Source organism: Martinezella miluonensis (genome assembly GCF_900094545.1).
Lineage (GTDB): Bacteria > Pseudomonadota > Alphaproteobacteria > Rhizobiales > Rhizobiaceae > Rhizobium > Rhizobium miluonense.
In genome coordinates this window covers 84,706-106,167 of sequence record NZ_FMAH01000009.1, presented here as the reverse complement: position 1 = coordinate 106,167, position 21,462 = coordinate 84,706, and the positions used below count along the sequence as shown (strand labels likewise).

Below are 21,462 nucleotides of genomic sequence, written 5' to 3'. Positions count from 1 at the left end.
GACCTCGAAGGTCTGCGCTCAGGCCGACGTCAACGATATGGTTCTGCTGTAACGCTCTGGCCGACTTGGCGATCAACGGGACTGTGGAGAATTCTGTACCACCCTTCCACATCCGGTGAAGGATCGTGCCGATGCGCCTTGCCAAAGCCACCATCGCACGCTTCGCACCTCGGCGTTTGGCAACTTGCGCAGCCCAGCTTCTCGGCCATGTCGAGCGCCCCCGATGTATCATGACGGTAGCCGCTTGACATAAGGCTCTTCGCAGATTGGCGTCCCCAGCCCGCGTAACGCCGCCGATCACGTCGCGCTCCCCGGACTGGTTGCGCGACGGTGTAAGGCCAACCCATGGACCAACTTTCTTGGACGATGAGAACCGCGCGGGATCATCGACAGCGGATCGGAAAGTTAAGGCGACGACCGCCCCGATACCTGGCATCGTCATCAACAGCCGGCACACCGCATCGTCCTTTGCAAGCAGACGGACCTGACGTTCGAGCCCGGCTAGTTCATGGCGCAGGCTGGTGCGCGCACGTAACATCGGCCCGGCGGCTGCTTGCAGCATGGAATTGCCTTCCACCAATTCCCTGATCCGGGCGTCGAACTGGCCGCGTGAGATGGCGCCAACCTTCAGGCCAAAGTTTCTCAGCAGTCCGCGCAGCGATAGCTCCAGCGCGATCATGCCCTGCTGAATCGCCTTGCGGGCGGCCAAAAGCGCGCGAACCTCCTGTGCCAACACGGATTTGCAATGTACAGGCCTGAACCAGCCCAGATGAAGCAGTCGGGCAATCCCTTCAGCGTCGCGCCGATCCGTTTTGATCGGCATTGCCTTCAGTGCGCCCTTCACTTGTCAGGTTTCCATCAGAACGACGTCCAGTCGGGCATCGGCCAGACCGCGATGCAGCCACTGGGACAGCGGTCCGGCTTCCAGCCCTATGATGGCGACCGCTCCCTCCAGGGTGTTTGCAAAGTCCACGATCGCCTGGGGATCACTGGGAACCTGCGCTTCCTTTGCGATCTTGCCATGCTCATTGATCACACAGACGGCGGTCTTCGCCAGTGATACATCCAGTCCGATAAACAGCTTCATCCCGTATTCCTCCGATTGAGACTGATACGGGAACAGCGACAGCTTGCCGCGAGCAATTGCAAGATGCTTGAGCCGATGGTGCACGGCGCAGGCCCCGTTACAGCATCTCATTGATCAAAGCCGAACGCATGGCCTTGTCAGTGGGTCAGTCGTTCGACATGACCGATATATCAATGGTATCAGAAGCCGATAAGTACTCGTCTTCGGACGAGATCTTTGGCACAGGAGCAAGTATTGCCGGAGAATGATTATGATGCGTTTGCAGCGGCCTATGACGCTGACAACGAGAACAATTCCTGGAATGCCTATTACGAACGCCCAGCCATTCTTTCGATGGTTGGAGATGTCACTGGGCTTCGGGTGCTTGACGCAGGGTGCGGCGGCGGAGCCCATGCTGCGGCACTCCTCGACCGAGGGGCAATTCTAACTGGTATCGACTCAAGTGCGGGATTACTCGAGATCGCAGAACGTCGCCTGGAGGGTCGGGCGCGATTGTTGGTGGCGGATCTGAACGAACCAATGCCCTTCGACGATGGCTGCTTCGATTTGATCCTCGCCTCCCTTGTCATGCACTATCTGCCAGACTGGGCACCCCCCCTTTCGGAATTCGCCCGTCTGCTGCCCCAAGGCGGCCGCTTGGTTTTCTCCACGCATCACCCGTTTATGGATCACCAGCTGGAGGGCCACGAAAACTATTTCGAGACCTATAGCTTCAGCGAAACGTGGCAGCGTGGCGGGAAGTCCATGACAATGCGCTTCTGGCATCGCCCACTTCACTCCATGCTTGATGCGTTGAAGTCGGCAGGATTCCAACTCGAGTTACTGAACGAACCTCAGCCCGATCCCGGGGCCCGCTCGCGCTTCCCAGAGGCATATCATAACCTGACAACCAAGCCGCGATTTCTATTCTTTTCCGCCATGAAAGCGTGAGGGCGGCTCTTGTGGATCAAAGCCAAAAAATCATTGTTGCCGCGATGCAGATCGCTGAGAAGAAGGTGTCGGCGCAACGATCATAGCGGGTGGCAATCCGACGCAAGTCCTTGAGCTTGGCGAACATGTTTTCGACTTTGTGACGCTGACTGTACAGCGCCTTGTCATAGGCGATGGGAGTTTTCCGGTTTCTGGTTGGCGGAATGCAGGGCTCGATGCCCTTCTCCGCGAGTGCCTCCCGGAACCAGTTGCTGTCGTAGCCTCGGTCGGCAATCAGCGTGGAGCCGGAAGGCAAAGCCTCGAGCACGAGCCTGGCACCCTTATGGTCACTCATCTGGCCCTCCGACAGCGGCAGGATGATGGGCCGACTCGCCGCATCACAGACAGCGTGGAGCTTGGAGTTTGGGCCGCCCTTCGTGCGCCCGATACGACGGGGAACATCCCCTTTTTGAGCAGGCTGGCTGCCGTGTGGTGCGCCTTTAGGTGAGTTGCGTCAATCATGATCCGATCGGGCTTAGGCCCCTCACTTGCCAGAGCCGCAAGGATCCGGTCGAACACGCTCAGTCGGCTCCAACGGATGAACCGGTTGTAGAGCGTTTTGTGAGGCCCGTACTCTTTGGGCGCGTCCTTCCACTGCAGGCCGTTGCGGATGACATAAACAATCCCGCTGACCACCCGCCGTTCGTCCACGCGTGATACGCCGTGAGCCACCGGGAAGTACGGCGAGACCCGCGCAATCTGACGCTCGCTCAGCAGAAACAGATCACCCATTCACAGCCTCCTCGAAAGAAAGTTCTGAATCACAAGTCAAACCAAATTAATAGGTCGTGAGCCTAGGTTTACGGGGTCGATCGAGACGGCAATACTACAGCGCAAGCTACGGAGAATAAAGGCTCGTGCAACTGCCCAAGGCTCGCGTCCTGATGGCGGCGACTTGGCCGACAATGCGCTTCGTGGTCGGGTAAAATTGAAGAGCCGCAAGGCATCCTGATGCTCCATCGTACTCGGGACTGCTAGCGTAACAGTGGACGATGCTGATCAATGCTTTGCGAGCGCATCTTGCTGAGTTTGGGATTGTGATGCGTCAAGGCATCTGCGGATGCGAACGGTCGAGCCGGATTTGGAAGCCCGCCATTGGGGTGATGCGCTCAAGAGCGCGTAGGAGTGAATGGGACCAGATCTGCGACCCTCATCAGGGTCAGCAGCATCGATCGGCCGCCATCAAAGGCCGTATGGATGGCTGCTTCCGACCGTCTCGCTGCCATACCAAAAGTCCTTGCCTAGCGGAGGCTGCGTGAACCCAAAGCGAATGTCGAACACTATGGTGGTCAACGCACCCGGATCGCAGGAAGCCGCCACGCGTCATCATCCTGCTAGCGCAGCCCGTCGTCACAAAGCTACGTAGTCTGAAGGTGCACGGCATGGCTCGAGCCGTCATCGGCCCGACCCAGCAAGGCCCCGGCTTTCGATACGGCAGTGCCCATCTTGTCCCCAGTAGATGAAAGCCGATATGGCCAAGCGCGAGGTTCTTCGGCTCCAGCGCTCGGGGGTATCAACCAGCGCATCCCTCTGGAGGTGTAACAGGACAGCGAAAGCCGTCCTGGCTGCATGAACTTCGACTGTCGCATGGATCGTAGTAAGGCCGCTGCCAACCCCTCAGCGAGAGTTGCTCCTTCGGAGGTGACCTTCGTCGAGCGCATCTTGCAAACAATCAATGGCACGTTCAGGACCTTGACCTGCCGGCTTACCCCCCGTGCGTGACGTCGGGTTCGGCAGCCGGAAGCAAAGATACATCTGTGACGCGTCACAGCCACTGAAAGCACGCAATGCGCTCAATGATGGAAGCGCACTCATATGTGCTCCTTTCCCTTGTCTGGCGCGGCGCCTTTAGGAGAAAAAGTCACGTATAGACGCGGAAAAGTCGTTTGCCACGTTGGGAGACATTTCTCTATACCAGCGGTGGCCTGGTGTTACGGCCGCTTGCGCGCAACAACTGGCAAAGAGCGCCCAAAAGGCGCGCCGCTGAACCGCAGCAAAACACAAGCCCTGGGAGGAGGCTATGCAACAGAACCACGACTTGAACGCGTCGCCTGATAGTTCCGGGGTAGGAGCAACCGCGCCCTGCGCCTGATCCATGGAACAGGGCTACTCAGTTCACAAAATAGGGAGGAACAAATGCGAATTTTCAAATGCCTTGCGCTCTTGGCCATTTTGGCAATGTCGGCTGTCACAATGCCTTCAGTGGGCGCGGCACAAGAGAAGAAGCCCGCGCCACGCGTGGCTTTGAGTAATGCCTATCTGGGCAACGCGTGGCGCCGCTCTATGGTCGCGGCATTCGAGAAAGCCGGCGCCAAGGCCAAAGATGATGGGCTCATCAGCTCTTGGCAGGTGTCGAACGCCCCGGGTGAAAACTCGGCGACCGAGCAGATCGCACAGCTCAAGGCTCTGCTGCTTGACAAGCCCGATATCCTGATCGTCAACCCTGCGAGTGCGGAAGCGCTGAATCCCACGCTGCAGCAGGCATGCAACCAGGGTACTGTCGTCGTCATTTTCGACAGCTCCACAGATCTGAAGTGTGCGCATGTCGTGTCCAACAGCTTTAGCGATTGGGCTCGGTTGTCGACGCAGGCAATCATTGATGGCATCGGTGGCAAAGGCAATGTCCTCATAGCACGCGGTGTCCAGGGGTCGCCGCCCGAGAAGGAGATGTACGCTGTCCAGAAAAAACTGCTGGATGCACAGCCGGGCATCAAAGTCGTTGGAGAGGTCTTCACTTTTTGCGACGCCTCCAAAGCGCAAGAGGCTCTGTTGGGCATCATTGCAAGCCTACCGGAGGTCAACGGAGTGGTTGGCTGTGGCGAAGGTTTGGGCGCAGTCCAGGCATTCCTGGCGGCAGGACGTAAGGCCCCGGTTGTTGCTTTTGCACCGAGCGGTCGTGCCCTGAAATTCTGGGGCGAAGGCAACGGGGGGCCGGGTTCGGTTGCGGTCATGTCCGATCCGGGGCAGGGTGTTGCAGCGCTCTTCGCGGCCATCGACATCTACAACGGTCAGGACGTCCCTAGGGTCACGGTCTTCCCGCCTGTCGTCGTCAGCGACAAGGCGCGTGATGCGTGGATCGCTGCCGTCGGCGACGACCAAATCGCTTCGTGGCAGTGGACTAAGGAGCTTGTCGACAAGCAGATCCAAGCGAATATCGCTGGCACCGTCGGCGAAGCTGCTCTTCCGCCGGTTCCAATCCACTGAGCATACCAGCGACCAGCGCCCGATCAGGGCGCTGGTCCCCCTCAAATTAAGGTGAACTAGGGGTGGATACCGCGGCCATGACAATGAAGACCACCAACACAGGCCATCGACCGCTCGTTCGGGTTAGTCAGGCTGTCAAGACTTATGGGCACACACGCGCCCTTTCCGGTGTAGAATTACAAGTCAATGCTGGCGAGGTTCTCGGCCTCGTTGGCCACAATGGAGCTGGGAAAAGCACCTTGATGCGGCTCCTCTGTGGGCTCGAGCGGCTTGACAGCGGAACGGTCGACATCGGCGGGATGACTACGCCGGGAGCCTTTGGTTTTTCTGGCGTTCGCATGGCATACCAGGAAAGTTCGCTTGCCCCCGAGCTTACGGTACGGGACAATATCTATCTTTCCAGCGCCCGTTGGTTGCCACGCTGGCGCTGGCACAAGGCTGCGGCCGAATCCGCCACTGCGCGTTTGGGTGAGATCTTTCCCGGTCACGGTATCGGGCCGAATGAGTACATTGATGATCTGCCGATAGCCGACCGTCAGCGGGTAGAGATCGCACGGGCGACGATCACCGACGATCTTAAACTTCTGATCCTCGACGAGCCGACGGAATCGCTTTCGGGCAGCGCGGTCGACCATCTCTACGACTATGTGCGCAAGCTCAAGGCCAAGGGTGTTGCCACGATCCTCGTCTCGCATCGGATCCGGGAGATTTTGGCAGTTTCTGACCGGGTAGCAGTGATGAAGGATGGCGCTGTCGTCTCGATCCACAGGGCCAGTGACGTTTCGGAACACGATCTGTTGCTGGCCATGGGCGGTGAGGTACTCGTCATGGAAGCAAGGGCGACACCGTTTGGACCCTCCGCCGCCGGTAGCCGGAGTGTTGTGGTACGCGTCCCGATGACGACAGTTAGCGGCGAGGCGACCGAGATCATGGCTAGCGAGGGAGAGGTCATCGGCTTGGCTGGGATAGTCGGCCAGGGCCAGGAAGAGGTACTTGATCGAATCTGGCACGGAAAGCGCGGCGATATCAAAGTCGACGCGACGTGCGCCTATGTGCCGGGTGACCGGCAGCGTTCTGGCATCCTGCCGTTGTGGAATGTCGACCGGAACCTGACAATATCTGCGCTTTCCAGCCTCTCACGGCGCGGTATTCGCCAATTTGATGCAGAGGAATTGCTGGTCGATAAATGGGTGAAGAAGCTGAAAATCCGTGGTGGCGCACGCGCGGCCATCACCGGCCTGTCAGGTGGAAATCAACAGAAGGTCATTGCCGCGAGAGCTTTCGCGTCGAATGCAAAGACGATCCTGTTGGATGATCCCTTCCGCGGTGTCGACGTGCATACCAAAGCAGAACTCTATCAACTTATTCGGGACGAAGCCGCGAAGGGTCGGACAATTGTCTGGTTCTCAAGCGAAAACTCCGAAATGCAGCATTGCGACCGCGTCTATGTCCTAAGGGCTGGCCGCATTGCCGGCGTGTTGCACGGAACCGAAATTACCGACAATCGGATCATCGCGATGTCGTTCGCGGAATCGGAGACCAACGCTGCATGACTAGTATGAACCCCATCCGACCCCGAAACGCTTTGCCAAGGGGGCTCGTCCGCCGCATATTCCCCGGTGCCATTACGCTTGCGGCGATGATCGTGATCCTGATCGTCTGCGGGACCATTCAGCCTCGAATTTGGTCGCAATCCGGCATAACTCTCATTTTATCGCCCATCGTGGCGCTGGTCATCGCCTCGCAGGCGCAAATGGTCATGATGAGTATTGGAGATATTGACCTCAGCATTGGCTTCTTTATCGGCATGGTCACCACCATCGTTGCAACGCTTCTTCCGAACACCCCGACCCTTGGTCTTCTTGCCCTGGGTGCTAGCGTTCTTGGCTACACCCTGATGGGCGCCCTCGTCCAACTCCGCGAAGTTCCTTCCCTCATCGCCACGCTGGGCGGGTCGTTCATCTGGCTGGGCCTTGGGCTTTTCGCCCTTCCTGTTCCAGGTGGCTCAGTGCCGGACTGGCTGAGCAGCTACGCATTCTGGACGCCGCCGCTGTCGATACCGGCCCCCGTGATCACGATGCTCACAGCCACTGTCATCACTTGGTTAGTTATGCAGCGGACTTGGCTTGGCGTCCAGTTTCGCAGCCTTGGGAGCAACCCCTATGCCCTCATCCGTTCGGGAGGGTCGGTACTGCGAACTAGAATGTTGACCTACGCGACTGTTGGCATTTTAGGCGTACTGTCCGGAATTACATTGTCTGCCGAGATCGGCGGGGGCGACATCGATGCCGTGCCCGGCTACACGCTCAGTTCGATCGCTGCTGTGATCCTCGGTGGAGGGGTATTCACAGGGGGGCGTGCCGTTGCCTGGGGAACCCTGTTCGGTGCTGTCACGCTTGGCCTTCTGACGGTCCTGCTCACACTTTTGAACTTGTCGTCGAACTTGCAGCCCGCGGTCCAAGGCGCCATCGTTATTGCCGTTCTCGCTGGACGGCTGGTCGTTGAGCGAGTGGTGAAATGATGAAGTTTCGCAATCTGACAATTCCCGCCTGGACGTGGTCATTTCTCGCTGCGTTCGTGGTTCTGATACTGACCTTCCTGGTTGCCGGAGGCGGGACCAAGACGCTGACACTTGCATTTACGATCGCTCCCTACCTTGTGCTCGTGGGGATCGGGCAAATGCTTGTCATGAGCACCGGACCGGGCAATATCGATGTCTCGGTCGCGAAGGTGTTTTCGCTCGGCGGCCTTCTCTCGATCGCGGTGGGCGATGCCACTGGGTCCTGGGTTCTGGGGTTGGCGGCCGCCATGACCGCTGGCTTTGCACTATCCTGCGTCAGCCTAGCATCAATCATTCTTATTCGTATCCCACCCATCGTTGCGACACTCGCGACGAGCCTGCTGACGTCTGCCATCTCGCTGACACTCGCTCAAGGGTTCCAGGGATCGGCGGATCCGGTTCTCAAAAGCTTCCTTGGATGGGCTCCGATGGGCGTTCCGGCGTTTGCGCTGGTCGTCTTGCTCTTCACTATCTTTGTCTCACTTATGCTTAAAAGGACGACTTTGGGCGCGCACACTCTTGCTTTCGGACAGGCGCGTCGAGCATCGGAATATGCAGGTGTCAGCGCTACGAAAACTCTGACAATCGTCTATTTGACCAGCGGTGTGCTCGCGGCGCTTGCGGGCGCCTTGCGGGCCTCGTTTTCGGCGCCGAATGTCGAATTGGGTAACGATTACCTCCTCGATTCTATTGCAGTGGTCGTGATAGGTGGCACGCTTATCACGGGGGGCAGATCCGAGCCGGCCGGTATCTGGGGTGGGGCCCTGTTCTTTATCCTGCTGGACGGCCTGTTGAATCTCATCGGCTGGAACTATGCCGGACAAAATGTCCTCAAGGGCTTCTTCGTGCTGGCGGTTCTCTTCTTGGCCAGCGGAGTGCCGATTATTCACCGCCGTTCGGCATCTGCGGATCGGTCAGACCCGAACTTGCCTGAAGGTGCAGATTCTACCGCATCCGGAGCGCCTCTCGATGCTCAGGCACCGGCAGAGCGGCGTGCCGTGACATAAGAGGGTTGGACTGGCCGGCCTCCTCATACGGGCGCAGATCTCGACTACGGCGGGAGCGCGTGAGGGCCCTGTCGAGCGTTTAGCTGTTGCTCGCCGCTGTGTCGCGCTGATGAAGTTCTCGATCGCTTCTGGAAGCATCGCTTGTAACGGGTTTCCGCGGTGGCGGCAGCAAGGCTCTCGGCGTCCGATAGCGTGCGAGGATATTGTAAACCTGCCTGCCGGTTGGAAAGCGCTGCGTTGTGTTTTCTGAGGAAGCTGGGTGAACATTCTTATTAATGGGGAGGATGACTAATGAACATGAAAACAGACGCGCTCGCGAAACCAAGTGTGATTGAATCGAGAACCATTCGCAAGATTTGCCGGCGGCTGGTGCCTTTCATCGCGCTGATGTTCTTCATCAACTTCCTCGACCGCACCGCGATCTCGTTCGCTGGTCCCAACGGCATGACGCAGGACCTTGGCATGACCGCCGCGCAGTTCGGCTTTGCCTCAGGCATCTTCTTTATTGGGTACATCTTCTTGGAAGTTCCGAGCAATCTGGCGCTTCAGAAATTCGGCGCACGCATTTGGCTGGCTCGTATTATGATTACGTGGGGCATGGTCGCGGTGCTCTTTACCTGGGTTAGCAGCATTTCCGGCCTTTACTGGCTGCGGTTTTTCCTGGGTATTGCGGAAGCCGGTTTCTTCCCTGGTGCCATTCTTTATCTCAGCACCTGGGTGCCATCCTCGCAGCGCACCAAGATCCTGTCGCTATTCTATCTCTCCCAACCGCTAACCACGGTGATCGGCGCACCGCTCGCGTCGCTACTGATTGAAGCGCATGGGCTCTTCGGCCTCGAAGGCTGGCGTATCATGTTCTTCGGCGTCGGTGTTCCGGCGATTATAGTAGGCATCGCCACCCTGTTCTACCTTCCCGATTCCTCGAAGGATGCCCATTGGCTCACGGATGAGGAACGGAATTGGCTCGATGGTCAGCTCAAGGCCGAAAGCAAGTCCAAATCTCATGATCCGGAAAGCCATCGCGTCATGAGTGCGCTGATCAATGGGCGCGTATGGCTGCTGTCTGCCATTTATTTCGGTATGGTTTATAGTCTCTATGCGCTCGCCTTCTTTCTGCCGACCGTCATCGCCGGTTTCGAGACAAAATTCGGCACAAAGTTCGATGTCTTTGAGAAAGGCCTGATCATCGCCATTCCGTATCTGGCAGCTGCCATCGCACTGTATTTCTGGAGCGCCGACGCCACGAAGCGCGGTGTTCGGGCTTGGCATATCGGTATACCGGCACTGATAGGCGCAGTCAGCGTTCCGGTAGCATTGCTCATGACTTCACCGGAGACGACAATCGCTGTTGTAACCATCACAGCATGCTCGATATTCTGCGTGCTTCCCAACTTCTGGGCCCTGCCAAGCAGATTTCTTTCCGGAGCAGGTGCTGCAGCAGGTATCGCGCTCATTAACTCGATAGGCAACGCCGCCGGCTTTGCAGCGCCCTACGTCACCGGTGTGGTGAAGGATGCGACCGGGGGCTACGAAATCCCGATGTATATCGTCGGTGCTGTCATGATTTTGTCTTCGATACTGGCCTTCTCCATCGGTTCGAAGATCCGCCCGCCGATGGAGGTGGTGAAAATCTGACGTCGAGGCTCAAAGGGCGACAACCTGGCACAAAAGGATTCGCCCCGTGCCAATCTGCGGTGGGAACCAGCGGAAAATCCGACGCATCGGCGAGGACCTGAAACAGCTAGCGGCCGGGATAGCTGACAGACAGTTTTCGGAGTGGCGATGGTCACCGTCAATTGCAGATACCCCTGCAGTGAATGAGAGGAAGGAGATAGCTAAGTGCCACCTGGATTCCCGGTCGAACTGGCTTTCGAAGGTTCGATCGCCCAATTCTCCAAGACGGTTGAAGAACGGCGCACCGGCCAGGGTGTTCTGGGCCTCGCTTCTAGTGAGGCCGGTGGGACTAACTATTAGCGCGGCGATTTGGAGGCGATCAGCTATGAAAGGTTCTATATCCAGCCGCTCATCGCCCAAGCTTATTGACGAGCTCAGGCGCGTTGTCGGCAGGCGGCAAGTACTCATAAGCGCTTCGGCAATGCGGCGGCATTTGCGTGGCTTTCGTTACGGCAACGGTTACGCTGTGGCCGTGGCGCGGCCGGGCTCGCTAGTCGAGTATTGGCGGGTTGTTGAGACATGCGTCAAAGCAGGCGCCATCGTGATTTCGCAGGCGGCCAATACCGGCTTGACCGGAGGTTCGACACCATTCGGTTCCGACTACGACCGTCCCGTTGTGGTCGTGAACACAATGCGCATCAAAGGGCAACACCTTCTTGGCAATGGCCGGCAGGTCGTGGCGTTTCCAGGGACGACGCTGAATGAGCTGGAAATCGCGCTGGAGCCACTCGGTCGCGAGCCACATTCGGTGATTGGTTCGTCGTGCCTTGGAGCTTCCGTCATTGGGGGAGTCTGCAACAACTCCGGAGGATCGCTCGTCAGGAGGGGGCCGTCCTACACCGAAATGGCGCTATACGCCCAACTTGACGATGATGGACGCCTGTGCCTGGTAAACGATCTGGGCATCGTGCTCTCAGGCGAACCTGAAGAGGTTTTGAATGCAATTGAGCGGGGGAGATTCGAGGAAGCCGCGGTCGAATGGACGGGCGTAGGCTCCGACCACGAATACCGGGATCATGTAAGAGACATCGAAGCCGAGACGCCTGCGCGATACAATGCTGACGTCCGGAAGCTTCATGGCGCGTCCGGCTCCGCAGGTAAGCTAGCGGTCTTTGCCGTCCGTCTCGATACATTCGAGGCGGAGAAGGATGCAAAGGTGTTCTACGTCGGCACCAATCAGCCGGAGATCCTGTCGGACATCAGGCGGTCCATTCTGGGTGGTTCGGGCGAGCTTCCTATCGCCGGAGAGTATATCCATCGGGACGCATTCGACATAGCGGAGACCTATGGCAAGGACACCTATCTGATGGTGAAGCGGCTGGGGACGCGCCGGCTTCCGTACTTCTTTGAAGCAAAAAGCCGCATCGACGCACTCCTGGAGCGCGTGTCGTTTCTTCCTCACAATATGACGGATCGAATGCTGCAATGGTGCAGCAGCCTGCTTCCGAGGCACTTGCCTGAACGGCTCCGGAACTGCCGCGACCGGTACGAGCACCATCTGATGCTGAAGGTGTCGGCTTCGGCTGCCGCTGCGACTCAAACGCTACTGCAAAAGACGCTAGCGGGCCGCGACGGCGATTTCTTCCTATGCACGCCGAAGGAGGGCAATGCAGCCTTTCTACATCGCTTCGCGACCGCCGGAGCCGCGGTTCGCTATAACATCACACGTCACAAGAAGGCTGGAGGCATCGTAGCACTGGATGTCGCGCTTCCTCGCAACACGGTCGAGTGGTTCGAGCAACTCCCCGCGGTCACGCAGGCGAAGACTCTCAAGCGCCTCTACTATGGTCACTTCCTCTGTCACGTCTTCCATCAGGACTATATTGTGTGTCCCAGCCATGACTGGCTTGACGTGGAACACGAACTTCTCCGGCTTCTAGCTGCTCGCGGCGCGAAATATCCGGCCGAACACAACTTCGGTCACCTTTACGCCGCACCGACGGATGTCGTCGAGCACTACCAATCCCTCGATCCCTGCAACTGCTTCAACCCCGGAATCGGTCAGACCTCGCGTTTGCTCAAGTGGAGGGGGCACGAGAGGTGAGATCGCGAATGAGAGTATTCTAATTGAGAAGTGGTCTCCCAAGAAGGCCGATAAGCCAAAGGCTGGCGCGAAGAATGCGATCGATACCTTTCGTTTAAGGATCGAAGAACGGAAGAAATATCTAGAAGAGTATGAGCGCGACACCGCAGGCTTTAAGAAACGGCGTTCGACGTGGTTTCAGCGTGTCCCCGGCGGTTTTGGCGTTAGCATTGGCCGCGACGCGATCAGCGCAGGCGAAGGATTGAACTACGTCATCGTTGAGACCTTGAAAGACGTCGCCGAGTTTCTCGATCACCTCGCTGAGCACGATCTCGGCTTCCAGAAAGCGATCGAGGACAATCGCGGGCGTCGCGCCGCGTTATTGAATGCAGCAAAGTCGCGGCCCACTACAACCAAGCCTGCTTTAGCAAAGGCTCCCACGAAGGCTGTGCGCGCAAAGCCACTTGCGAGAGCAAACAAGCCTAAAACGGACAAGTAAGCCGAAGACTGAAAACGTTGCCGAATGACAATATCCAGCCCGCTTCGCGCGGGCTACGTCCTTCCAACCTCCAAGGCCATGACGAAGAGTGCTTTGCAGTGCGATACGCAACGGCAGTCCAGACGCCGGACAAGGGATCGCCACCATCTGCTGGCGACGGGAAGCGGTGCTCAATCGGGACGACACACGCCATCGATGCCTTGAAAACGCTTCGCAGCCTAGTGCAGCGGGACAGGCCACAATGGTGAGGCGAGGCCCGGTGGAGAGATGCCACCGGGCTGCATCGGACTTGTTAGGAGACGGCAGCCGTCGAGCGTCAGTTACACACGTGCCCATTCATTCGAATACCGTTTGCATCGAACAACAGGCAATCGCCCGGATCGAAACTAACTCTCAATTTGTCGCCAGACGAGATCTTAAGATTACCTGTGAAGAGACTGGTAAACATCGCGCGACGTATTGCCTCCGCGTCAAATGTGTCATGAATAACTGTATGCAGGCCTAGTCGTTCGACAACGGTAGCATTCATCGAGATGGTGTGTTCCCCCGGCCCAAGCCTGAGTTGCTCGGGACGAATACCGACAGTGACATTACTACCAGAGAGTGCTCCTGGTGCCGAAACCGGCAGAACTACACGCCCAGCCATCTCAATCTCAACCTCGGTTTGGGCGCCACCTGCAGACAGACACCGGCCCTTCAAGAGATTCATCTTCGGCGAACCAATGAACGAGGCGACAAATTCGTTTGCGGGGCGCTGGTAGAGCTCAATTGGACCGCCAATCTGCTCGACCTTGCCAGAGTTCATCACCACGATCTTATCGGCCATGGTCATAGCTTCGGTCTGATCATGGGTGACGTAGATCATGGTTGCGCCCAATTCGGCATGCAGCTTCGTCAGTTCGAAGCGCATGTTACTGCGCAATGCGGCATCAAGATTAGATAGAGGCTCATCGAACAAAAAGATTTTGGGCTCGCGCACAATCGCGCGCCCTATTGCCACGCGTTGGCGCTGACCGCCAGAAAGTTCACCAGGCTTGTGATATAGCCGTTCTTGAAGATGGAGAATCTCGGCGGCTGCGGCCACTCTTTTCTTTACGTCTGAATCAGGTCGATGTTCGACCCGCAAAGGAAAGGCTATATTTTCGAAGACATTCAAATGCGGATACAGCGCATAGGACTGGAAAACCATAGCAATGCCCCGGCGGACGGGCGGCACGCCATTGACCCTCATGCCATCAATGATAATCTCGCCGCTCGTGACATTTTCGAGACCCGCGATCGAACGCAGCAGCGTTGATTTTCCGCACCCGGAAGGTCCCACGAAAACCACAAACTCGCCATTCGCGATCTCGAGGTTAACGTCGTGCAAAACTTCCAAGCACCCGAAGCGCTTGGTTAGATGTTTCAGTTGCAGTCGATTCATTATCTCTCCTCGCCTTTCCTTTTAAGAGGGAACGATACTCCGTCCGGGCGGCATATTGCCGAAGGAGTGCCTGGATCAGGGCTGCGCTCCCCTCGCTGATCCCGGATAGCCAGTCTTAGTAGAACGGGTTTGTTTCCCCTGTTTCTGAGCAGTATTTTCTGCAATCGCGGGGGCAATTTTGCCTGCCTTTTCTAGGACGCCGACAACCGCAGACATTCCATCGGTGCCGATGTGGTATGTATGCAAGACCATTGGTCTGCATCATAGCCCACGCTTTTTGATCTGTCTACGATGTTGAGGCGGGATGCGATTTGGTCTAGTGCTTTAGGAGACTGGGATTTTGCTGGTTGGCGCTGGACGCATGCGCATTGTGCGACGGCAGCGTCCTCGCAGACTCCTGAAGATCGCTCGGGTGCCCGCCGCCGGCGGGCAGGGCGGTAAGGAAACACTAGGAGCAATGCAATTGAATTCGAAAGCCGGTTGGCTAACCCCGATTGATCCTGACTTGGGAAATCCCACATTGCAGGCGTATGGAAGCATGCTGAGCGCCCTGCAAGATGGTAGATTTCGCCCTGAATCCAAGCTCCCAAGTGAGCGGACATTGTCCGGTGCTCTCGGTGTCAGCAGAACCACCATACGTCAGGTGTTAGCTTCGCTGGCTCGAAAAGGCATGCTCTATACGTTACCGAACCGTGGCTGGTTTGTCAGTCTGCGGACTTACAGCGAAGGGCAGAACATACTGCGGAGCTTCAGCCTCGAAGTTCTCGAAAAAGGACTTAAACCAACCAGCAGAACCCTAGTTCAGCGCGTCCGACCGGCAACGCTAGACGAGGCCGAAACGCTTTGTATTCCGCCCACCGCTCCAATTATCGAGCTGCGGCGCCTTCGGGGCATGGACAACATTCTCGTTGGCCTCACGATCGCTCATCTTCCCGAGCAAATTGTTCCGGGTCTCGAAACTATCGATCTGACTGACAAATCTTTGTTTGAAACGTTGCGAGAGCGCTTCAACGTTTTCCCCACGAGATGTGATTATCAGTTAAGAGCGGATTCTGCAGATGATGAGACAGCCGAATTGCTGGGAATACAGCCGGGTTCGCCAGTGCTCATTGGCGCCGAGATTACTTACGACCAGCACGAGCGGCCAATCCTCACCGGCCAGACCATCTATCGCGGGAACGCCTATCGGTTCCGCACGTCTCTCTACATTTCCGAGAGCTCAAGGCCACCTAGGGGTGGAGTGGATTAAAGTGGCAGTTAAAGTGGCACCGACAGCGCTTCCCGCAGGCCATCACGAGCAGTGTCAGTGAAGTTCAACGGCATATGTTCGCAGGTCCGCTCCGCCTTTCGTGAACGGCGTCAAAGTCATCCTCAGCCCGATATTTTGGTCTAAAAATATTAAAAGTGGTTTTTAATACAGACCAGTTGTTGACATCTGGTCCATTGTGGGCTTCCTTCAGGTCCGTACGAAGCTCGGGCGAACGTCCCTAGCGAAAGGGAACTGGAGTCGCGTGGATGAAAATAGAGGTGTTTGGCGGCGCGGATGAGGCGGGTCGCGTCTTGGCTAGGGAGATTGCTGACGGCATCGAGGATGCTCGCCGAGCTAACAGACGTTATCTGCTGGGCTGCCCTGGCGGGCGAAGCCCCCTGCCAACATATCGGGCCTTGGCAGATGAGGTCCGACAGCGTGACTTGGATATTCGTCACCTCGTTCTGGTGATGATGGACGAATACGTTGTAACCGCTGAAGGTGAATTTACAGAAGTTCCCGTAATCTCACATTGCAGCTTGCGGCGGTTCGCAACCCAAGAGGTTTTCGACCGACTCAATGCCGCAGCCTCGCAGGGAAAGGAAATTCCCACTAATCAGCTTTGGATCCCTGATCCCAGAGCGACCGATGACTATGATAAAGCCCTTGAGGCCGCGGGCGGAATCGACCTGTTTATTCTAGCGAGCGGCGCTACTGATGGCCATGTGGCATTCAACCCGCCGGGGACAAGTAGCGAAAGCAAAACCCGTGTAGTTCAGTTGGCTGAAACGACTCGACGGGACAACCTCATGACATTCCCGGGATTTGCGAACATCCAAGAAGTGCCGCGCCATGGCGTCACCATCGGGATAGCCACGATCGCGTCCTTGTCTTTGCGGGCTGTGCTTGTTGCCAATGGTCAAGACAAACAGCTTGCGGTTGCTCGGGTTGCGGCAGCCAAGTCCTACGAGCCCGACTGGCCATCGACAGTGTTGGCCGTATGCAGACAGGCAGCGATCTATGCCGACGAGGAAGCCGCGGCTTTAATCTCACAATCGACCGAGGTCCGCGGCTAGTTTGCTGACACTTTGACAAAATGAACCAAGCGCCACGGGAGGGCGAACCATGTCAAATCCATTGCGAACATCCCTTTATATCATCTCTCGCCAGTTGGATCGTGCCGCCGGCGTGAAGCTCAGCAAGATTTCTATCGCATCGATCTTGCTGGCTTTGGGTCTCGGTGCCACTGGAGCGCCAGCGGAGGAAGCGACCGTTCTCGTTGTCCAGGCTCAGGCTGAGTCTGGGCCGTTCATCGAATGGACCGACCACGTCAATAAGGAATTTGAGGCGGCCCATCCAGGAGTTAAAATCCGATTGCAAACAAAGAGTTTCAGCGACCTGACACGGACATTGAAACTGCAGCTCTCGGGCGACAAGGTGCCTGACGTCACACAAGTCAACCAAGGCTACGCATCCATGGGCGCCTTGGTCAAAGCGAATTTGCTGCAAGACCTCTCGCCTTACGCGGATAAGTTCGGCTGGGGAAGCCGACAGGCGAACGCACAGCTGGCAGTAAACGGCCGATTCAGTAGTGATGGAAGGACCTTCGCCGAAGGGCCGCTATACGGCATGTCAGCCACAGGCGCGTGGGTCGGCCTTTGGATGAATAAGAAGCTCGGGCAACAACTCGGCTTCACATCGCCACCTTCCACCTTGGCTGAACTAGAGCACGACATGCAAATAGCTAAGGAGAAGGGTGTCGTGCCGATGCAGTTCTCTGGCGACTCGGCAGATGGCCAATCTCACTATCTTTTAACTTTGCTGGTTCAGTCACAAGGCCACCCCGATCTCATCCTGGACATCGTCAAAGGCAATAAAGACATATCCCTTACATCCGCCCCGGTTGTGAAAGCCGCTTCAACCCTTCGAGAGTGGGCCGAGAAGGGCTATTTCACACCCAACTGGGTCGCTTACAAAGGTGATGAAGCATTCGACAAATTCCTCGGCGGAGACGGATTGTTTGCAATCAACGGCTCCTGGCGATTGCCGCTGCCTGAGAAGACGAGGGCACAGGATTTCACGATGCTCACCTTTCCTTCAGTTGATCCAAACGCGAAACCAATTGCGATAGCGACCGGAAACCTTCCGTGGTCAATCCCGACCAAGTCCGCTCACAAGGATCTCGCCGCGGAGTACATCGACCTTTGGACGAGCGTTGACATTGCCGACAGATGGATTGCTAAGGGCGGCGTGCCGGTCACCCTCCCTGTCAATATCGAAGCAGCGCTCGATGCTGCAAAGTTAGAGGGGCCATCGCGGGATGCCATTCTTGGCTGGTCCAAGGTACTCAACGGCGGCACGCCAGCGCCTTATCCGGATTGGGCGACCCCTACGTTCCTTAACGCTTTGCTCTCGGGAGCCGCCGAACTCGGAACAGGCCGTATTACCGCCGAGCAGTACACGCAACTCCTGCAGGACGACTACGCGGCGTTCCAATCAGATAAAGAGTAGGTTGAGTGATGGACGTAGGTAACGAAGTTCGTGACGGCCTGTCGAACTACCGTGCCAGAAGAACAGGTTGGGCTCGCCTCGCCAAGAAGCAAGGCGGAAGATCGATAGCGCCCAGGGATGATCTCAGTCCATTTGGCACGCGATACATCGGCGTTCTCTACGTGTCCCCGGCACTAATTCTGTTTTCAGCACTGGTCCTCATTCCCTTCCTGCAATCCTTTTGCCTGGCTTTCTATTCTTGGGACGGGTTGGGTGAACGGCGGTTCGTCGGACTGGCGAACTTTGTAGCGCTTGCCAAGACAGATAAGCTTCGCGCGGCATTCTTGCACGCTTTCGTGCTGATCTTCTTCTATTCGATCCTTACGACGGGCCTGGCGCTGCTTCTAGTTGGGGTGTTGGCCAGAAGCCGAGTGCGCGGAGCGAGTATTTTTCAGACCCTGCTTTTTATTCCCTACATCATCGCTCCCACTGCGGTCGCAACGATCTGGCGTTGGATCCTGTCGCCGGACGGGCCTTTGAATTCGTTCCTTGCCCTTGTCGGCCTCGGAAACCTTGCGCGTCCATGGCTTGGGGACTTCACGTTTGCCCTCCCGGCGGTGGGACTGGTCGGCACCTGGACGCTTTTGGGGGTAGCCCTCTCCATGCTCTTAGCGGGTGTACAGAAAATCCCGCAGGAACTTTACGATGCGGCGCGCGTCGATGGCGCCTCCGCATTTCGCGAATTCATGACTGTAACATTGCCCGGCCTAAGGGCGGAGGTGTCGGTGGTTCTAGTGTTGACCACAACAGCGGCGCTCAGAAGTTTCGACACAATCTACGTTCTGACCCAGGGTGGCCCGGGTGGCTCAACGGTTGTGCCTTCTTGGTTGGTTTATAATGAAGCTTTCGTGGCCGGCAGAGTAGGGGCAGCGGCAGCAGTTGGTATCGTGCTGCTTGTGGCTGTCATCCTTGCGAACGTTGTCATCACCAGATTAGGTCGGAGGTAAGCAGATGATCGGAAAACTCGAAAAATTGGCTGGCTACGCCGTGCTCGTGGTCGCTTCCTTGTTTGCGATCGTGCCGATAATCGGCGTCATAATCATGGCCCTACAGCCCGCTGACGGATCCGCTGCATCGCTCTCGCTACTGGATGCGCACCACATCGAGAACTTTTCACAGGTGTGGGAAGCGGCGAATTTTGGAGCGTCAATGAGAACGAGTGCGATACTGACGGGTACGACGGTGATCCTCACGGTCATGCTATCAGTGCCAGCGGGATACGCTCTCGCCTTGATTCAGTTTCGCGGCGCGGGCATCGTGTTTTATTTGTTTCTTCTCGGCTTGCTTATCCCGCTGGAGGGAATGATCGTCCCGCTGTATTTCGATCTTCATTCCCTGGGACTCGCTAATTCATACTGGGCCGTCATCCTTCCGAACACCGCACTTTCGTTGGCTTTTGGCATCTTCTGGATGCGCGCGGCATTCTTGAATTGCGAAAGAACGCTAGTTGAAGCGGCTCGGATGGATGGGGCCGGCACTCTCATGATTCTGCGGCGTGTTCTGTTCCCATTGGTGCGACCCATGGTGCTGACCCTTGCCGTGCTCATCTTTGCGTGGACGTGGAATGATTTCCTCATGCCGCTTGTTATGCTTTCGGGATCGGACCTTCAGACAGCGCCAATGTCTCTGACCTATTTCCAAGGACAGCATATGACCAATTACGCTTATTTGGCCAGCGCCGCAATTATTACAGCTCTGCCGGTGGTTGTGATTTACCTGCTTGCTCAGCGGGCTTTTGTCAGAGGCATAATGTCTGGCGCGCTCAAGGGTTAAGCAAACTGAAAAGCGGACGTACTGCTCCGCAGGCTTACAAGACTCTCTCAACGGTTACCTATCGCCAGGAGCCCACGTTGCTCCCGCAGTGGCACTGTCGCGTCGAATACCACCAAACGAACCTTCAACGTTCTAAAGGAGAAATGATATGGCTAGCATCAAAGTCGCTTACCTCGGTGGAGGCTCGACCCGTGCCGTTGGAACCGTGGCCTCGTTCATTCAGAAAGGCGATCAATTTGCTGGTTCCGAAATCGTCTTGATCGACCTTAACGATGATTCCCTGGCGCTGGTGCAACGTCTTGGCACACGCATGGCATTCCACGCGGGAGTCGACATAAAAATCACTGCAACTACTGATAGGCGCGAGGGGCTTCGCGATTGCCAGGCTTTGCTCAGTAGCTTTCGGCCGGGCGGATTCGAGGCGCGCGCGCTTGATGAGCGCATTCCGCTGAAACATGGCGTGATCGGGCAAGAGACTCAGGGACCAGGCGGCTTTTTTATGGCGCTTCGCTCAATCGCCGTGATGAAAGAGGTCGCCGCGGAGATGGCAGAAGTTTGCCCAAAAGCAATTATCTTTAATTATACCAATCCCGTGAACATCGTCTCCCAAGCATTGACGTCCTTCACCGACATTCCGACAATTTCATTTTGCGAAGGCCCGATCGTTTTTCCGCAACGCCTTGCCCGTGCTGCCAGCCTGGATCCGGAAAAGTTGCATGTCGAAATGTCCGGCGTCAATCATAACTGCTGGAGCACGAAGCACATTCATGACGGTGAGGACTTCATCACTAAATTGAGGTTTGCTTTGGCCAACAGCGATTTGAAGATGACTGAAGACGACCGCCGCCTTCTTTCACTGGCCGTCCGAATGGAGAGCGTCCCATCTTCCTACTTCTTGTATTACTATTTCAAAGATGAAATCCTCCGTCACTTGCAGGCCGCGCCCAAAACCCGCGCAGAGGAAATAATGGGCCTTGCTCCTGGCTATTGGCAACACTATCGAGAACAGGTTGAAGCCTCGCCGCCAACTCTAGATCCGGCTCGGTCCCGAGGCGGTATACACGAATTGGAGTTAGCGATTGACGCCATGGCGGCTTATTTCAACGATGAGAGAGCGGTCCTCCCGGTGAACCTGCCCAACACGGATGGCGCCGTACCTGGCTTTGTTTCCGAGCTCGTGGTCGAGATGCCAGCGATCGTGGACGGTTCCGGGTTCAAGCCTATTCCGCAGGCACGCCTTCCACATCAGACGGTTGGGCTGGTGCATGCGCTTGCTGAATATCAAATTCTGACAGCTCATGCCGCCTGGAAAGGTGATGTGAACGACGGAATAAGAGCGCTTACGGCCAATCCCTTGGTGCCATCGCTTCCTGTTGCCGAGGCGCTCTATACGGAGATGGCCTACGCCCATGCCAAGTACCTGCCCGAGCGTCTCGTTCCATGA

The 21,462-nt window shown here is 56.8% G+C and carries 17 protein-coding genes and 2 pseudogenes; 16 read left to right on the top strand and 3 right to left on the bottom strand.

The window, feature by feature from the left end; genetic code table 11:
* Nucleotides 1-88: 88 nt before the first annotated feature.
* Nucleotides 89-1,087, bottom strand: a pseudogene (locus GA0061102_RS10960) (IS110 family RNA-guided transposase); the annotation flags it as partial.
* A 234-nt stretch (nt 1,088-1,321) separates the two neighbouring features.
* Between GA0061102_RS10960 and GA0061102_RS10955 the strand changes: the two are divergent.
* A complete protein-coding gene (locus GA0061102_RS10955) occupies nt 1,322-2,017 on the top strand; it encodes a class I SAM-dependent methyltransferase (RefSeq protein ID WP_092846771.1) in 696 nt (231 codons plus the stop codon).
* A 16-nt stretch (nt 2,018-2,033) separates the two neighbouring features.
* Here GA0061102_RS10955 and GA0061102_RS10950 read toward each other — a convergent pair.
* A protein-coding gene (locus GA0061102_RS10950; RefSeq protein ID WP_092846769.1) for an IS5 family transposase occupies nt 2,034-2,788 on the bottom strand; the annotation gives its coding sequence in 2 pieces (ribosomal slippage) (nt 2,034-2,455 and nt 2,455-2,788; 756 coding nt in all).
* Between the two features lie 207 nt (nt 2,789-2,995).
* On the opposite strand from GA0061102_RS10950, the pseudogene GA0061102_RS32580 reads away from it, so the two are divergent.
* The 9 genes and pseudogenes from GA0061102_RS32580 to GA0061102_RS33485 form a co-directional block, all read left to right on the top strand.
* Nucleotides 2,996-3,117, top strand: a pseudogene (locus GA0061102_RS32580) (IS110 family transposase); the annotation flags it as partial.
* Between the two features lie 1,075 nt (nt 3,118-4,192).
* Nucleotides 4,193-5,260 (top strand): substrate-binding domain-containing protein, encoded by a 1,068-nt coding sequence (locus tag GA0061102_RS10945; RefSeq protein WP_092846767.1) that lies wholly within the window; start codon nt 4,193-4,195, stop codon nt 5,258-5,260.
* A 77-nt stretch (nt 5,261-5,337) separates the two neighbouring features.
* The gene (locus GA0061102_RS10940; RefSeq protein ID WP_092846765.1) at nt 5,338-6,813 is read left to right on the top strand and encodes an ATP-binding cassette domain-containing protein; all 1,476 of its coding nucleotides are present in this window, start codon (nt 5,338-5,340) and stop codon (nt 6,811-6,813) included.
* A gap of 86 nt (nt 6,814-6,899) precedes the next feature.
* Nucleotides 6,900-7,781, top strand: a complete 882-nt coding sequence (locus GA0061102_RS10935; RefSeq protein WP_208858637.1) for an ABC transporter permease — start codon at nt 6,900-6,902, stop codon at nt 7,779-7,781.
* On the top strand, nt 7,778-8,827 hold the full coding sequence (locus GA0061102_RS10930; protein WP_092846761.1) for an ABC transporter permease: 1,050 nt from the start codon (nt 7,778-7,780) through the stop codon (nt 8,825-8,827). The genes GA0061102_RS10935 and GA0061102_RS10930 overlap by 4 nt, the downstream gene beginning before the upstream one ends.
* Before the next feature lie 297 nt (nt 8,828-9,124).
* A complete protein-coding gene (locus GA0061102_RS10925) occupies nt 9,125-10,462 on the top strand; it encodes an MFS transporter (protein WP_092846892.1) in 1,338 nt (445 codons plus the stop codon).
* A gap of 204 nt (nt 10,463-10,666) precedes the next feature.
* A complete protein-coding gene (locus tag GA0061102_RS34045; RefSeq protein WP_425348526.1) occupies nt 10,667-10,801 on the top strand; it encodes a hypothetical protein in 135 nt (44 codons plus the stop codon).
* A gap of 25 nt (nt 10,802-10,826) precedes the next feature.
* Nucleotides 10,827-12,545 (top strand): D-lactate dehydrogenase, encoded by a 1,719-nt coding sequence (gene dld / locus GA0061102_RS10920; RefSeq protein WP_092846759.1) that lies wholly within the window; start codon nt 10,827-10,829, stop codon nt 12,543-12,545.
* 241 nt (nt 12,546-12,786) lie between these two features.
* A complete protein-coding gene (locus GA0061102_RS33485) occupies nt 12,787-13,023 on the top strand; it encodes a hypothetical protein (RefSeq protein WP_245297973.1) in 237 nt (78 codons plus the stop codon).
* A gap of 316 nt (nt 13,024-13,339) precedes the next feature.
* Here GA0061102_RS33485 and GA0061102_RS10910 read toward each other — a convergent pair whose 3' ends face one another.
* Nucleotides 13,340-14,446 carry an ABC transporter ATP-binding protein gene (locus tag GA0061102_RS10910; protein WP_092846757.1) on the bottom strand — a complete coding sequence of 369 codons (1,107 nt, stop codon included), beginning with the start codon at nt 14,444-14,446 and terminating at the stop codon, nt 13,340-13,342.
* Nucleotides 14,447-14,786: 340 nt separating this feature from the next.
* On the opposite strand from GA0061102_RS10910, the gene GA0061102_RS10905 reads away from it, so the two are divergent.
* The 6 genes from GA0061102_RS10905 (at nt 14,787) to GA0061102_RS10880 (ending at nt 21,462) form a co-directional block, all read left to right on the top strand.
* The gene (locus GA0061102_RS10905) at nt 14,787-15,695 is read left to right on the top strand and encodes a GntR family transcriptional regulator (RefSeq protein WP_139115046.1); all 909 of its coding nucleotides are present in this window, start codon (nt 14,787-14,789) and stop codon (nt 15,693-15,695) included.
* 266 nt (nt 15,696-15,961) lie between these two features.
* On the top strand, nt 15,962-16,771 hold the full coding sequence (locus GA0061102_RS10900; RefSeq protein ID WP_092846753.1) for a 6-phosphogluconolactonase: 810 nt from the start codon (nt 15,962-15,964) through the stop codon (nt 16,769-16,771).
* A 49-nt stretch (nt 16,772-16,820) separates the two neighbouring features.
* Complete coding sequence (locus GA0061102_RS10895) at nt 16,821-18,206, top strand: ABC transporter substrate-binding protein (protein WP_092846751.1); 1,386 nt, start codon at nt 16,821-16,823, stop codon at nt 18,204-18,206.
* Nucleotides 18,207-18,214: 8 nt separating this feature from the next.
* A complete protein-coding gene (locus GA0061102_RS10890; protein WP_092846749.1) occupies nt 18,215-19,192 on the top strand; it encodes a carbohydrate ABC transporter permease in 978 nt (325 codons plus the stop codon).
* A gap of 4 nt (nt 19,193-19,196) precedes the next feature.
* Nucleotides 19,197-20,018, top strand: a complete 822-nt coding sequence (locus GA0061102_RS10885; RefSeq protein ID WP_092846747.1) for a carbohydrate ABC transporter permease — start codon at nt 19,197-19,199, stop codon at nt 20,016-20,018.
* Between the two features lie 148 nt (nt 20,019-20,166).
* On the top strand, nt 20,167-21,462 hold the full coding sequence (locus GA0061102_RS10880; protein ID WP_092846745.1) for a family 4 glycosyl hydrolase: 1,296 nt from the start codon (nt 20,167-20,169) through the stop codon (nt 21,460-21,462).